Source organism: Mycobacterium sp. E796 (assembly GCF_001672815.1).
Lineage (GTDB): Bacteria > Actinomycetota > Actinomycetes > Mycobacteriales > Mycobacteriaceae > Mycobacterium.
This window is the reverse complement of sequence record NZ_LZKK01000212.1, coordinates 53,414-68,397: the sequence shown is the minus strand read 5'-3', so window position 1 is coordinate 68,397 and position 14,984 is coordinate 53,414. Positions and strand designations below refer to the sequence as shown.

Below are 14,984 nucleotides of genomic sequence, written 5' to 3'. Positions count from 1 at the left end.
GCCGCGCCGATGACGACGACGACCGCGCCAAGCTGTGGTACGGACGCCTGCATGCCCCGGACGCGGTGGTGAACAGCGGCAAAGGCTTCTTCATCGGCGACGTCACCGTTCCCCGCCAGCACATCCCAGAAATGCAGCAGGCAATCCAAGACGCCGCCGATCGGCACTCCGACGCACTGCTGTTCATCGCCGTGACCGGGCATGCCGGCGATGGTGATCTGCACCCAACCACGTTCTACGACAAGGACAACCCCGCCGCCGCCGCCGCTCTGGAGGCCGCCAACAGCGAAATCATCGAAGCGGCACTGCGACTGGGTGGCACCATTACCGGCGAGCACGGCGTCGGCACCGAGAAGATCCAGTTCATGACCAAACGCTTCACCCCTTCCGAAATAGCAGCCCAACGCATCCTCAAGCAGGTCTTCGATCCCGCACACCGCTTCAACCCCGGCATCATGCTCCCGGGCGTCTCACCAGAAGAGCCCGCACTACCCTCATTCGAAGCCGCCGTGCGCGCTGCGCTCGAACACAGACCACGTTCGGCTGAGCAAACCGACGGTGACGACACCTCGGTCGAGGTCAACACCGGCAACTTGAACCTGGTGGTCGGCGCGGCCGCCACCCTCGGTGACCTTTTGAGGAAACTCGACGAGCAAGGCGTGACGTGCCCGGCGATCCCGGCCGCCGGGACCGACCGCAGCGTCGGCGAACTGATCGCCAACGCGCGGGCCAAGGAGCGCCTCGCCGTGCGCCACGGGCTGCTCGGCGTCGAAGTCGTTCTCCCCGACGGCTCCGCCGCGGCCCGCTTCGGCGGCCAGAACATGAAAGACGTCGCCGGCTATGACACCAAGCGCCTGTTCATCGGCGGCAACAACGCATTCGGAGCGATTACCCGTGCCGTGTTCAAGATTGCTGTGGCCAGGTGACGGCGCGGTTGGGTTGACCCAGACTCATGTCCTGGCAGATGCACGCCTTCGCGGCTTACGGACGCATCGTCCGTCGACCCCGCACCTATGCAACACCGCAGACCGCGCGTTCCTACCTCGCACGGCCTAAAGGCAGCGGCCAACCACCGCCACAACTCACTAAGTCGACTCGCTACCTTCTGAACCACGACACTATTGGCGGGTTCCACGTGCCGCTCTACGGGCTCGCGCCCCGGCACTGCGCCGACGAAGCGATCGGTTTCCTCCGGGCAGTGACCGGCCGAGCCGCGCTGCACGGGCCTTTCTACATGGTCGGTGACTCCTCCGGAGCAGGGCTTGCGCTGGCAACGACACAAGCGCTCATCAGCGAAGCAGCCGCCGCACCAGTCGGACTCACCCTCATCGCCCCTGGCTCGACATTGGGCTGGCCAACCCCGCCACCGCCGCGATCGCCAAACGCGATCCTTGGCTTGCGGTTCCCGGGCTGCGCGAGTGCGGCCGCGTTTGGGCCGGGCAGCTACCGGCGGACGACAACCGAGTCAGCCCCATCTTCGGTGCGCTGCACAACCTTCCACCGATCGACCTCTACGTCGGCGACCGCGACATCTTCGTCGCCGACTGCCGCCTGCTACGCGACAGCATCGGCGCCGATCGCATCACCTATCGCGAACAGACCGGGGCGATTCATGTCTACCCGCTGCTGCCCGTACCCGAAGCCAAGGCTGCACGACACGCACTGCTGACCCACATCGGCGCCACCCTACGAACCATGGCACAGCGACGACCGCCACCGCGTCCAGCAGAAAAGCCAATATGAGCCCCACAGACGTCTTCCCGCACGCCACCACACTCGAGAGCCTGCGCTTCACCACACTGGTAGCGCTGCCCAACCAGGCCGAGGGCCTCTTCAGCCGCCGGCCCGCAGTAACCGCCGCGCTCGAGCGGGCCGGAGTCGCCGGCCGCGCACACCGACTGCTCAGCGCATTACATCGGCGCTACGGTGATGGACCCGTCTGGGTCACCGTGGGACGCAAGCCGACACTGATCGTCTTCGGCCCCGATCAAATCCGCTTCGCACTCGACCACGCGCCAGATCCTTTCGCGTCCGACCCCGAACCAAAACGCTCCGGAATGAACAAGTTTCAACCGCACGCGCTGACCATCTCTCGAGGCAGCCATTGGTCGGACCGCCGCCGATTCACCGACGCCGTCCTAACGCACGCCACCGGTGGCGGCGCGATCGCGGATCGATGCGAGGGGGTCGCTCGTGAGGAAGCACGGTCTCTGCCGGACACACTTGACTGGCCACTATTTCATAGCGCGATACAACGAGTCGCACGGCGAATCATCCTCGGCGACAACGCAACCGACGACACCAAAATATCTGCACAACTAGTCAGGCTGATGAGAGCAGCCAATCCACCCGGCAAGGGCGACGCCGAACTCCTTGAGGAATTCCTGGCCACGCTGGACCGCTACGTCTTAGCCGCAGACGCAGACAGCCTGGTCGGATGCTTCGCTGCCGCACCCACCAGCGATATCACATTTCCGACCCATCAAGTCATTCACTGGATGTTCGCGATGGGTGACACCCTGGCCATCAACCTCTGGCGTTGCGTGGCGCTGCTCGCCACTCACCCCGCCGTCCTCGCGAAGGCGCAGAACGGGATCAAAGAAAAGAGTGGGCGCGACTACTTGGTCGGCAGCCTATCCGAAGCTATGCGCCTTTGGCCCACCACGCCCATACTGGCGCGAACCCTGATCCGGGTCACCGCGTGGGATGGTGCGACGGTGCCAGAGGGAACACAAATCATGATCGTCAACACCTTCAACCACCGCGACACCACCCGGTTCCCCGAGGCCGATCACTTCGATCCTGCTTTTTGGACGGAAGGACCCGCTCACACATCCTGGTCGTTCAACTTCTTCAGTCACGGCCCGCAGCGATGCCCCGGAGCCGATCTCGCGCTCCAACTCGGCACCGTCATATTGACCGAACTACTGGGCGGGCGCAGCCCAGCGGCGACCGGCACCAAACTCAGCCCAGATGAGCCGCTGCCGTTGGTACTCGACCACTCGCGGATCGAGATTCGGTTCACTCCTCACGAGTGACAGCACACGACGCCGAGAGCCTTCACTGCGACCAATGGGTTCTTCCTGGCCCGACTTATGCAGTTGGTCCGGCGTTCGGACATAAACCGGACACGGTGACAGCGCTCCCCGCAGGGAACCCCCCATCGCCCGTCACTCGCTGACGCGCGCGTCCCTACCTCGCGGCGGCGCGCACAAGAACCCCGCAAGAATCACGCAAGGTATCAGCGACATCGTTGCTGCGATTGCTTACCGCTCGCGGGAAAGGAACCGAAATGATCACGAGTTCGCGCCACCCCACCGGCGGCCACGACGCCCCGGGGTCCGGTGCCGACGATGCATCGGTTCCGGGGCGGAAACGGCGATGGCGCGCAGGCCTCGTCGCGCTGGCCGCGGTTCTGGCGGCTGGGTGCTCGTCGAACGATGCGACCGCATCGCACCAAGCGCCGGGCAACCCCACGACATCCATGCCGGCCGCGGCTGCAGAGATGGCGGCTCATGGTGTCGAGAAATCGATCGGCGAGGTGCCCTGGTTTCAAGTCGGTCCCGGCTGGATGCTCGCCACATGGAGCCCGGCCGTGAGCGTGCCTCCCGGCGTGTCGCCGCCTCCGGGCTCGCCCGCCCCCGACACGGTCCCCGTCACCCTGTACCTCGTCGACCCCGCGGGCGGTCGCTACGCGATCACCACCTTCCCGCCGAAGGCTGGACCCAACGGGGTCGAGTGGTCGGGCGACGGCAGCCACGCCCTTTGGGCCTCCGCGGGCCCCGGAAAATCGACGCTGATCACCGAGCTCGACCTGCACAACAGCACCCGCACCACGTTCACCGTTAACGGCTCGTCCGTCGCCCCTCGCTTCACGCGCCCCGACGGCAAGGCGCTGCTGCTGACGGTCGACAAAAAACTGATGCGGGTCGACCTGGCCGGCAATCCGCAGCTGACCTATCCGACCGACAAGCTCGCGAGCGCCTTCAACGGTCAGTACCTCTCAACCCCGGACGGCACGCAGCTGGTGCTGGGTACCGCCTCCGGCGTTGCCCTGATGGGCAACGACGGAACAGTCGGTAAGGAGCTGTCGTCTACGGGAGGAAGCTGCTCACCGGTGCGATGGTGGGACACCGACGCGAAAACCGTCCTCGCCAACTGCAGTGCCGCAAACCAGCGCGGACGGCTCTGGCTGGTCCCCATCGACGGTTCAGCACCGACCGCGCTGACCGCGCCGATAACGGACCCGGCGTCGCACGACACCGGCGACATCAGCGCATGGCAACTGCCGGCCGGCACCTTCGTCCAGTACGCGGGCGGATGCGGCGCTATCCACCTCGGCAAGCTCAACCCCGATGGCACGCTGTCCAAGGTGGCGGTGCCCAACGTCGATCCGAGTCACAGCATCTACGTGATCGGCGTCCACGGCGGCAACCTCGACCTCAAAGCCACGGTCGCCGGTTGCGGCCCCGCCCAGTCGCTGCTCGAGTACGACCCCGCCGCCGGCACCACCAACGTTCTGCTGGGACCGCCGCTCAACGGCGGCGCGGTCATCGGCGCGGTGCCTTACCCGGGTGAGAAGTAGCGTGCGCCCGCGCCGGCGGCCGCGGCGGCAACGCCGAAACGCCACGATCGTCGCCCTCACCCTCGCCGTTGCCGTCATCGGCGTCGCAGCATGCCACTCGTCGCCGTGGTCGACGCCAGCGTCCCAACAAACCGTGCTGCCGCTGGGCGATCTCAACCACCCCGCCGGCGTCGCGGTGGATACCAACGGCGCGGTGTATGTCGCCGACAGCGGCAACAAACGAGTGGTGAAGTTGGCCGCCGGGTCGAACAGCCCGACGGTGCTGCCGTTCACCGGGCTCAACTACCCCGACAGCGTGGCGGTGGACGCCGCCGGCGCCGTCTACGTCACTGACGACCACAACAACCGGGTGGTGAAGCTGCCGGCCGGGTCCAACACCCAGACGGTGCTGCCGTTCACGGGACTCAACGGCCCGGATGGCGTGACAGTGGATGGGGCCGGCGCCGTTTACGTCGCCGACTACCTCAATGCTCGGGTGGTCGAGCTGGCCGCCGGGTCGACCACCCAGACGGTGCTGCCATTCACCCACCTCGGCCTCCCGCGCGGTGTCGCGGTGGACGGCGCCGGCACCGTCTACGTCGCCGACTTCGGCCAAAAGCGGGTGGTGAAGCTGCCGGCCGGGGCGACCACCCAGGCCGTACTGCCATTCGACGGCCTCCAAGGCCCCATCGGAGTGGCGGTGGATACCACTGGAAAGGCTTCTGTCACAGACTATTTCAACAACGCCGCGGTGACCTTGGCGGCCGGATCGTGCACCCAGACGGCGCTGCCGTTCACCGGCCTCACCGGCCCCGAGGGTGCGGCGGTCGACACCGCCGGAAGCGTGTATGTGGTCGATGGCCAAAACAACAGAGTCGTGAAGCTCTCGTCGGCGCAATCAACGGCGCCGCCGGCGTGCCGGCAAACGGTGCTGCCGTTCACAGGCCTCGACGATCTCTGGGCCCTGGCGGTGGACACCGCCGGCAATGTCTATGTCGTCAACAACACCTCGGGCGATCACCGCAACGGCGTTATCAAGCTGGCGGCCGGGTCCAACACCCAAACCGACGTGCGGTTCACCGGCCTCGGCTTCCCCGAGAGCGTGGCGGTCGACACCGCCGGCAACACGTACGTCGTCGACAACAAAACCAATCGAGTGTTGAAGTTAGCGCCAGACTCGAATACGCAGACCGTGCTGCCGTTTTCCGGCGTCTCCCCCCGGGCTGTTGCGGTCGACACCGCGGGCGATGTATTCGTCACCGATTACCGCAAGAATCGGGTGCTGAAGTTGGCCGCCGGGTCCAACACGCCAACTGCCCTGCCGTTCAACGGAATCGGCGACCCTTGGGGGGTTGCGGTGAGCACCGCCGGCGATGTCTACATCGTCGACTACGACAAGGTCCTGAAGCTGGCGGCCGGGTCGAACACGCCAACGGTCCTGCCGTTCACCGGCCTCAGCCGAGTCGACGGCGCGCATGGCGTAGCCGTGGACACGGCGGGCGCCGTCTACGTCGCCGACTCCGCCAACAAGCGGGTCGTGAAGCTCGCGGCCGGGTCGAACACCCAAACTGTGCTGCCGTTCGCCGGCCTCGGCGAGCCTTGGGGGGTGGCGGTGGACTCGTCGGGCGCCGTCTACGTCACCGACCGCGATAACGCCGAGGTGGTGAAGCTGGCGGCGGGCTGAGGGCCGAAGTGCCGGTTCACTATATCTGCCTGCGCTGCACTGTCTTTGACAGCGAACCGCACAAGAACCAAGCAAGAAACACGCAAGGCGCCCCCCGCAGCCTTGGTATGACCGACCACAACAGCCGCGCCTAGCGACGACCCATTCCACGCCATCGCAGTATCCGGCCCGGACATGTTCGGCGGAAAGGAAGCAAATCATGAAGAACGCAAGAATCGCGGCGTTCTCCATCGCGACCGCCATCGCCGCGCTCGTGCTGCTCGCCGTTGCCGCCTTCGGTGTCACCGGATGCAGTAAGACGCCTCCGACTTACCGGGTTACCGCCACGGTGCCCGTCGGCAAGTGGGCGTCGGCGGTGGCGGTGGACCCGGGTACCCACACCACCTACGTCACCAACGTCGACGACAGCACGGTGACGGTGATCGACGGCTCGACGCGCACCGTCGCCGCCACCGTGCCCGTCGGCAAGGGTCCGGGCCCGGTCGGGGTGGCGGTGGATCCGGGCACCGGCACCGTCTACGTCGCCAACCAATTCGACAACACGGTGGCCGTGATCGACGCCTCGACGCGTACGGCCGTCGCCACCGTCCCCGTCGGCGACCATCCGATGGGGGTGGCGGTGGATCCGGGCAGCCACACCGTCTACGTCACCAGCGCCGGCCCCGAGATCCCGGTGTCGGTGATCGACGGCTCGACGCGCACCGTCACCGCCACCGTGCCTGTCGGCACGCACCCGGTCGGGGTGGCGGTGGATCCGGGCAGCCACACCGTCTACGTCGCCAACCAATTCGACAACACGGTGGCCGTGATCGACGCCTCGACGCGTACGGCCGTCGCCAGCGTGCCCGTCGGCACGCACCCGGGCGGGGTAGCGGTGGATCCGGGCAGCCACACCGTCTACGTCACCAACGGCGGCGACAACACGGTGTCGGTGATCGACTCTCGATAGTGGTTGCATCGGCATCTGGGGGCCGACGGATTGTCTTGTACGCCAAGGATCGCGGGTGTAACAAGAGTCGGACGAATCCAACCAATCATTGAGTGCGCGAGCCATGTTCGTGCAGGTCAGCAGGGTGGTCCCGGCTGGGATCGAACCAGCGACCTTCCGCGTGTGAAGTGGGGTTCCGGCTTACATCAATGTGTTTTCGCTAGTCAAACCGGTAACGATGCCCGTAATCGGGCCTATTGGACGTACTGATCCGCTGCTTTGACCGCATACTGGCCGCATGGCTTGGGGCGATTCGAGCATGGACCCCAGGAGGAAGACGAGCAGAGACAACTGCAGCGGCGGCGACCCAGTCGCCGACGCCCAATGTCAGATACTTGCATTCCCTCGCGATCCCACCAGAGAAATACCCATTACCCGTGGACCGTGCACAGGGAGTCCGTGGGTGGCTACCGCGGCCAGATCGCCGCGGCGTGCTTCACTCATGCTCGCCGCGCCGGGGATGTCAGCCGGCTACTCAAAGGAACGCCGCGTCGACCCGCAGATCGTGGTCGGGATGCTGGTCGACCGGTGCGGATTCCCGTTGGAGATCAGGCTGTTTCGAGGGCAACAAGGCCGCGACTCTGACCATCGTGCCGATCGTCAAGGCATTCCAGCAGCGCTATCACATCACCGACATGGTTGTCGTCGCCGTCGCCGGCATGCTCGCTGCCGGCAACCTGCGCGACCTTGATGATGCCGGGTTAGGTTTCATCGTCGGATCCCGGGACACCAAAGCACCCAGCGATCTGGCATCCCATTTTCATTGGCATGGTGACGTTTTCACCGACGGCCAGATCATCCACACCATCACTGGCCGCGACCAACGCGCGGTACCGCGGCCAAAAGCAATGACCGCAAGGTGAAAGCCGAACCCGTGTGGAATACCGAGACCCACACGAAGTCGTGGCCGGCGGTTTATCGGCGACTTTGCAGGCGTTGACATCGTCATCGTGATGACGACGACTTCGCTTGCCCGGGACAGATCGCTGCTGTATCCGGTTGAGCTGCGCACGGTGTCAGACCGCTATGTCGGCGGCACGGGCAGTCACGAATCCGCTTAGCTCGTCGTACATCCCGAGCATGCGGTCGGGCGTGATACCGGTCATTTGGGCTCCGATGAGTGCGCTACGCGCGATCTCGGCGTAGACGGTGGCGGTTGCCTGCGGTACGCCGTGATCGATCAGTGATTGGGCCAGCCCGTCGTGGCGCAGCTGATCCACCCGCTTCTGGGCGGCGGCGACTCGTGGATTGACGGTGCCCCAGACCCGGAACGCCACTTCAGCTCCGTGCGGCAGGGACACCGCCATCTGCGCTTGTCGCTGGAGCATCACTGAAAGCTCCTGCAGCCCAGCAGATTCACTGATCAGCTCACGACTGTACTGACGCTCCCAATGCGCCAGCAGCCCGTCCACGAACTCATCGAAGCTCGCGAAGTGGTGATAGAACGAGCCACGGGTGACCGCCATCTGGTCACACAGCGCGGACGCGGTCAGAGCCGGGAAACCGGATACCTCGAGGATCTGCATCGCCACCGCGAAGTAGTCATCGCGGCTACGCGGTACCACGACCACCTCGTGCTTCTCCCACTCGTCGAAGACTCCTTGACCGAGAGGATACACCCCTGTATGGTCGTCCACCATACACCCCTGTATGGTGGACTGAGAGGTGGCTGGCCAGTGACGACGACGAGCGTGGCCGAACCGTCCCCGACAGACTCAGAAGCGAACCGAAGCACCGACCCGGGCAAGACCCCGTCCCGGACGGCGTCCAGCGAGAAGACGGGCGTGTGGCGGCTGATCTTCCTGGCCTGGCGCGATGCACCTCGGGTGGTGTGGCTGGCGCGAGCGGGAATTCTGTTCGCGCTCTTGCAGTCCTGGATCTATTTGAGCTGGATGTTCTCTGCAGACTTCACCCCGCGGGCGACCGGCACAGACCCGCTACCCGGCTACGTGTTGTGGTCGATCCGCGGCTGGGAGGTGTTCGGCGTCCTCGGCGCCGTCGTTTTCGTCGGGTGGATGATCCGTGACCTCCGCCGGCATGGCGAACTGCACGCCGTCGGCATCACAGTATTCGCCGTCATGCTGACCGCATGGCAAGACCCATTTGTCGACTATCTGGTCCCGATGTTCTCCTACAACTCCCATTTCCTGAACATGGGCACCTGGGCCCACCACATCCCCGGCTGGGAAACCCCATTCGGCGCCAACCCGCAACCCAGCGCGTTCTGGATCGCCACCTACCTGCTGTTCACACCCGTCACCTGCCTGGCCTGTGTCTGGCTCCTCAACAAGATCCGCCGCCGCTTTCCCGCGATCAACCGCTTCGGGCTCCTGCTGATCCTCGCGGTTTCACTTGTCGGGGCCGACATTGTCGTCGAGGGTGTCTGGCTGCAACAGGGCCTCTATGCCTACCTGCGGGTGGTGCCGTGGTTCCACCTCGACCCCGGAACGCTGGGATCTGGTGCGCTAGCAGCATTCCCGCTCCAAGAGGCACTGTTGTTCGGCGGGCTTTATATGTTGGTCGACGCCGCGATCTACTACTTCCGCGACGACAAAGGACTGATGTGGACCGACAAGGGCATCGACACCCTTCAGGTAGGCCGCAGCCGCGCCGCCGTACGCATCCTGGCCATGTCGGCGGTTATGAATGCCGTATTCCTCATCTTCAACATCGCCTTCACCTGGTTCAACCTGCAGGCCAGCCAAACCCCCGACCAACCGGTTCCCAGCTATTTCACCAACGGCCTCTGCGGAGTCGGTGACAACCCACGCTGTCCGCCGCTCGTTTCAGGCAAATAGTGTGTGCGGCAATCTACTTCAGTGTCATCAAGCGGAATTCATGCCGGGTGGGTCGAGGGTAGCCCGAAAGTTAGTCCGCGCTCCGCAACCTCTCGGACGTCGACGAGCAGTTCCGGGCAGCGGACAACGAGCCGATACCAGACTCCGCGATTGATCTCACCCACCGTCTCACCGCCGCTGTTCCTTGCGGCCACCGCCTCATGCGGCTCATCCGCCGTGACACCTCGCACGACAAGCAAGTCATTGAACGAAACTCCCCCCGCGACAATGGACTCCGCGACGATGAGACCACCGTGCTGGTGCATGGCTGGCTGAATAACATCGCACGGCCCGGCAGTCGCCGTGCTGACCGATGGGCCAGGCGGTGCGCAACGGCAGCGCGCATGGTCTGCACCGCCCGGTCACAAGCGACGAATTCGTGACCTTTAGACCGTCCGGGGCCTAATCACACACCGGCGCGACGGGCAAGTTTCTCCGGTTCGATGATGACTAGCGTCTGGCCTTCTCGCTGGATCCACCCACGTTGGGTGAAGTCCGAGAGGATTTTGTTGATTGTTTCGCGCGACGAGCCAACCAGTTGGGCGAGTTCTTCCTGAGTGAGTTCAAGCTGGACGCTGAGCGTGTTTTCGGTGGACGTTCCGAACCGGCTGGCCAGGTCGAGGAGTTGCTTCGCCACCCGGCCCGGCGCATCGGTGAAGATCAAGTCGCACAGCGTGTCGTTGGTGCGCCGCAGCCGCCGCGCCAGGACCCGCAACAGCTGTTGTGCGACGTCAGGGTAGGCGGTGATCCAGGTCCGAAGCGCACGACGATCCATCCGCAGCGCGGTCACGTCGGTCAAGGTCGTCACCGTCGAGGTCCTCGGGCCGGGATCGAAGAGGGCGAGCTCGCCGAACATGTCGGCGGGGCCCAGCACGGTAACCAATGTTTCACGGCCGTCGATTGCTCTCTGACGGATCTTCACTCTGCCTGCCAGCACGATGTGCAGGTCGACGCCGGGCTCCCCTTGCGTGAAGACGGTGCATCTCGGCGGGAAAGACACCTGCTGAAGCTCACCAACCAACGCTGCGGCAGCGTCGGGAGGAACGCCCTGCAGGATTCCTGCTCGCATCAACGCCTCTTGCACTGAAGCACCCGTCTACTGAGTGGCCACGTCGAGGCGCACCAGCTGATGAGGGCAGTAGGTCCTCAGCGCTGCGGCCAGGAACTGCCAGGCTTGCCCGGTGGTGGCGCCGTGGGCGAGGTTGCGACCGACGAGTGTGGCTGAGGCATAGACGTCCTTGTCGATTCCGCGGTCCAGCCGCTCACAGGTGGTCTTGGCGATCCAGGCGTTGTGGTCCGGCTGCCCGTAGATGCCGTAGGTCTGCAGCTCGTTGGTGAAGTCTGTGTCGGGATCGGCGGCCGCGGGTGCAGCCGGCAGCACCCAGGTGAGGGCCGTCGCGATGACTGTGCTGAACCACCTCATGGCATCACTGCGACCGCTGGATCTGTTTGCAACCGGCCGACTTTGGGCCATGGGGCGGGCAATGGGCGCGTCCGCACCCGCTGCGGCCACCAGTACCACCGCCCGAGCAGGGTGGCGATCGCCGGCGTCATGAATGACCGGACTATCAGGGTGTCGAAGATCAATCCCAATCCGATAGTGGTGCCCACCTGACCGATCACCCGTAGATCGCTGACCGCCATGGTCATCATCGTGAAGGCGAACAACATCGCGGCCGCGGTAACCACCGAACCGCTACCACCCAGGGTGCGAATGATCCCTGTCCGGACGCCCGCCGTGACTTCCTCCTTTAATCGTGAGACAACCAGCAGGTTGTAGTCGGCACCCACCGCAAGCTGGATGATCATCGCCATCGGCAGCACCATCCAGTGCAATTCCAGCCCAATGATGTGCTGCCACAGCAATACCGAGATACCGAACGAGGCGCACAGCGACGTCGCCACGGCGCCGACGATCACCGCTGCCGCGATGATGGCCCGGGTGATGATCAGCATGATCAGGAAGATCAGCCCGAGCGCGGCGATGCCCGCAATCATGAGGTCGTACTTCGTGCCGTCGGCCATGTCCTTGAAAGTCGAGGCGGTACCGCCGAGGTAGATCCGCGCCCCCTCCAGCGGTGTGCCTTTTACCGCTTCTTTGGCGGCTTGCTTGATGGCATCGATCTTTCCGATGCCCTCCACCGACATCGGATCACCCTCGTGGGCGATGATGAAGCGCACGGCGTTCCCGTTCGGGGACACGAATTGTTTGATGCCACGTTTGAAGTCGGCGTTGTCGAAGGCTTCCGGCGGCAGGTAGAAGGAGTCGTCATTCTTCGCCGCGTCGAACGCCTGCCCCATCACTTGGGAATTCTGCTGCATCTCGGTGGTTTGCTGCTGCATCCCCTTTTGCGTCTCGTACATCGTCAGCATCATGTGCTTGACCGATTTCATCGTGTCGATCATGGTCGGCATCAGCGCAACCATCTGCGGCATCAGCGAATTCAGCCGTTCCATCTGCGGGACCAAATCCTGGATGGTGTCGGTCATCGCGTCGATGCCGTCGAGCGCGTCGAATATCGAGCGCAACGCCCAGCAGACCGGGATGTCGTAGCAGTGCCGCTCCCAGTAGAAGTAGCTGCGCAGTGGCCGAAAGAAGTCGTCGAAATTCGCCATCTCATCTCGCACTTGGGCGAGCGTGACGGACATGTCCTTCATCTTGGTCACCATGTTGTTGGTGGTCTCGGCCATTTGAACGGTGATGTTCTGCATCTTCTGCATCGTGTCGATGTTCTTTTGCATGGCTTGAGCCTGGTTGAGCATATCGGCCGTCCGGTCATCCTGGTACTGCTGGTTGAGCTTGCTCAACATGCTCTGCTGGGACAGAGCATAGGGAATGGTGCTGTGCTCCATGGGCTGTCCGTCTGGGCGGGTGATCGTCTGGACGCGCCCGATCCCGGGCACCTTGAACACCGCCTTAGCGATCTTGTCGATCACCAGGAAGTTCGCCGGGTTTCGCAGGTCGTGGTCCGTCTCGATCATCAGCATTTCGGGATTGAGCCGGGCGGGAGCGAAGTGCCGCTCGGCCGCCGCGTAGCCTTGGCTCGACGGAATGCTCGACGGCAGGTACTTGCGGTCGTCATAACTCGTCTTATAGCTGGGCAGGGCTATCAGCCCGATCATCGAGATCGACAGGGCGGCAGCGAGAATCGGCGCGGGCCAGCGCACCACTGCGGCGCCGATCTTGCGCCAGCCGCGCGAACGCAGCGCACGTCTGGGATCGAGCAAGCCGAACTTGCTTGCCACCACCACCAATGCTGACCCGAAGGTCATCGCGAACGTGACCATCACGAGCATGCCGATGGCCAACGGCACGCCTAGTGTCTGGAAGTACGGCAGGCGGGTGAAACTCAGGCAGAATGTGGCCCCCGCAATCGTGAGGCCGGATCCGACGATCACGTGGGCGGTGGTGCCGAACATGGTGTAGTAGGCCGACTCTCGGTCCTGCCCGAGGCTGCGCGCCTCCTGATAGCGGCCGATCAAGAAGATCGCGTAGTCGACCGCGATAGCGATGGCCAGCGTCACCACGAGGCTGGTGGCGAACGTCGAGAGCCCGATGATGTTGTGGTAGCCCAGGAAGGCGATCGTGCCGCGGACGGTCGCCACGCTGATTCCCAGCGTCACCATGATCAGTAGCGTCGTGATGATCGAGCGGAAGAACACCAACAGCAGGACGAAGATGACCACCATGGTGAGGTTTTCCACCGAGTGCATGCTGCTGTGACCGATCGCTTGCTGCTCGGCGGCCAACGCCGCACCGCCGGTGACATAGGCCTTCACACCCGCGGGGGCCGGGATCTGGTCGATGATCCGGTGCACGGCGGCCACTGAGTCGTTAGCCTTGGCCTCGCCCTGGTTGCCGACGAGGTTGACCTGGACATAGGCGGCCTTTCCGTCGCCGCTTTGCACTCCTGAGGCAGTCAGTGGGTCACCCCAGAAATCCTGCACGTGCTCGACGTGCGCGGTGTCGGCGCGCAGGGCCGCAACCAATTTCGCGTAGTACTCCCGGGCCTCGGCACCCAGCTTGTCCTTGCCCTCAAGCACGACCATCGCCGAGCTGTCGGATTTGAACTCCTCGAACACTTGGCCGATTCGTTGCATCGCTAGGGCCGCAGGTGCGCCCTTGGGGCTCATCGACACCGAGCGCAACTCACCGACCTTCTCGAGCTGCGGTGTGGAGGTATTCAGGAATACGGCCAACCCGATCCAGGCAATGATGATCGGCACCGAGAGCTTTCGCATGATCAGCGCGATGCCGCCGAAGTGCGCGCGCGGCCGGATCGGCGCCGAGATCTCTTCTGTCACCGCCTCCGCGACCGGCGCGCTCATGCGGACTTCACAATGCAGTAGGTCTGGGCGTCGTACCCGTCGACGATGCGCTCGGCGCGCAGTTGGTCGTCGACGTAGACGCGACAGCCCAGCGAGTCGGCATCACCTTGGGCGACCAGCGTCGCAGACACGGACGGATCCGTGGTCGACAGGGTCAATGACCAGGGCAGTGCGACGTTGCTCGCCCGCTGGGGAAGTGCTTTTAGGTCGGTGTAGTTGATGTCGACGACGGCACCGGCGGGACCGGAGACCTCGTAACGCACCACCTTCGGGTTGAACCGCTTGGCGTCTCCGGCGAAGTTCATCGGCGCCACCAGTACCGGGTCCGAGCCGAAGATGCCCCGGATCCGGCTGACGGCCACACCACCGAAGCCAACGACCACCACCATCACCAACGGCAGCCACACACGTTTGAGCAAATTCATCCCGACCCTCCCTCGACCACGGGCCCGCAACGTATTATCCGATCGGCAGACTTAACCTATACGATCGTATGAGTTAGCTCCACCTTGCGGATAGATTTGTGAGCGGGGCGACGCCGCATCCGTCAGGGTGGTCCAGGTCACCACGTCATCTGGCGGT

11 protein-coding genes and 1 pseudogene are annotated in these 14,984 nt (G+C 64.3%); 7 read left to right on the top strand and 5 right to left on the bottom strand.

Going from position 1 to position 14,984, the window contains the following annotated elements; all coding sequences use genetic code 11:
• Nucleotides 1-65 precede the first annotated feature (65 nt).
• The 6 genes and pseudogenes from A5706_RS16000 to A5706_RS34325 form a co-directional block, all read left to right on the top strand.
• Complete coding sequence (locus tag A5706_RS16000; protein ID WP_369831877.1) at nucleotides 66-926, top strand: FAD-linked oxidase C-terminal domain-containing protein; 861 nt, start codon at nucleotides 66-68, stop codon at nucleotides 924-926.
• Between the two features lie 813 nt (nucleotides 927-1,739).
• Nucleotides 1,740-3,038 carry a cytochrome P450 gene (locus A5706_RS15995; RefSeq protein ID WP_068132302.1) on the top strand — a complete coding sequence of 433 codons (1,299 nt, stop codon included), beginning with the start codon at nucleotides 1,740-1,742 and terminating at the stop codon, nucleotides 3,036-3,038.
• 254 nt (nucleotides 3,039-3,292) lie between these two features.
• Nucleotides 3,293-4,585 carry a hypothetical protein gene (locus A5706_RS15990; RefSeq protein ID WP_231985317.1) on the top strand — a complete coding sequence of 431 codons (1,293 nt, stop codon included), beginning with the start codon at nucleotides 3,293-3,295 and terminating at the stop codon, nucleotides 4,583-4,585.
• Nucleotide 4,586: 1 nt separating this feature from the next.
• Nucleotides 4,587-6,248 carry an NHL repeat-containing protein gene (locus A5706_RS34970; protein ID WP_068132300.1) on the top strand — a complete coding sequence of 554 codons (1,662 nt, stop codon included), beginning with the start codon at nucleotides 4,587-4,589 and terminating at the stop codon, nucleotides 6,246-6,248.
• A 199-nt stretch (nucleotides 6,249-6,447) separates the two neighbouring features.
• Nucleotides 6,448-7,197 (top strand): YncE family protein, encoded by a 750-nt coding sequence (locus tag A5706_RS34965; protein ID WP_068132298.1) that lies wholly within the window; start codon nucleotides 6,448-6,450, stop codon nucleotides 7,195-7,197.
• A gap of 508 nt (nucleotides 7,198-7,705) precedes the next feature.
• Nucleotides 7,706-8,173, top strand: a pseudogene (locus tag A5706_RS34325) (IS1634 family transposase); the annotation flags it as partial.
• Nucleotides 8,174-8,252: 79 nt separating this feature from the next.
• Here the strand turns inward: A5706_RS34325 and A5706_RS15970 are convergent.
• Nucleotides 8,253-8,855 (bottom strand): TetR/AcrR family transcriptional regulator, encoded by a 603-nt coding sequence (locus A5706_RS15970; RefSeq protein WP_197517853.1) that lies wholly within the window; start codon nucleotides 8,853-8,855, stop codon nucleotides 8,253-8,255.
• A 57-nt stretch (nucleotides 8,856-8,912) separates the two neighbouring features.
• Here A5706_RS15970 and A5706_RS32325 point away from each other — a divergent pair, with 57 nt between their 5' ends.
• The gene (locus A5706_RS32325) at nucleotides 8,913-10,034 is read left to right on the top strand and encodes a spirocyclase AveC family protein (protein WP_197517852.1); all 1,122 of its coding nucleotides are present in this window, start codon (nucleotides 8,913-8,915) and stop codon (nucleotides 10,032-10,034) included.
• Nucleotides 10,035-10,479: 445 nt separating this feature from the next.
• On the opposite strand, the gene A5706_RS15955 is transcribed toward A5706_RS32325, so the two are convergent.
• Genes A5706_RS15955 through A5706_RS15940 form a run of 4 tightly spaced genes read right to left on the bottom strand, consistent with a single transcriptional unit; the run spans nucleotide 10,480 to nucleotide 14,827 of the window.
• Nucleotides 10,480-11,157, bottom strand: coding sequence for a Crp/Fnr family transcriptional regulator (locus tag A5706_RS15955; protein WP_068132291.1), 678 nt, complete (start codon nucleotides 11,155-11,157; stop codon nucleotides 10,480-10,482).
• A gap of 12 nt (nucleotides 11,158-11,169) precedes the next feature.
• Complete coding sequence (locus A5706_RS15950; RefSeq protein WP_068132289.1) at nucleotides 11,170-11,496, bottom strand: DUF732 domain-containing protein; 327 nt, start codon at nucleotides 11,494-11,496, stop codon at nucleotides 11,170-11,172.
• The gene (locus tag A5706_RS15945) at nucleotides 11,493-14,402 is read right to left on the bottom strand and encodes an RND family transporter (RefSeq protein WP_068132286.1); all 2,910 of its coding nucleotides are present in this window, start codon (nucleotides 14,400-14,402) and stop codon (nucleotides 11,493-11,495) included. The genes A5706_RS15950 and A5706_RS15945 overlap by 4 nt, the downstream gene beginning before the upstream one ends.
• Nucleotides 14,399-14,827, bottom strand: a complete 429-nt coding sequence (locus A5706_RS15940) for an MmpS family transport accessory protein (RefSeq protein WP_068132284.1) — start codon at nucleotides 14,825-14,827, stop codon at nucleotides 14,399-14,401. Before A5706_RS15940 ends, A5706_RS15945 begins: the two co-directional genes overlap by 4 nt.
• Nucleotides 14,828-14,984: the final 157 nt, after the last annotated feature.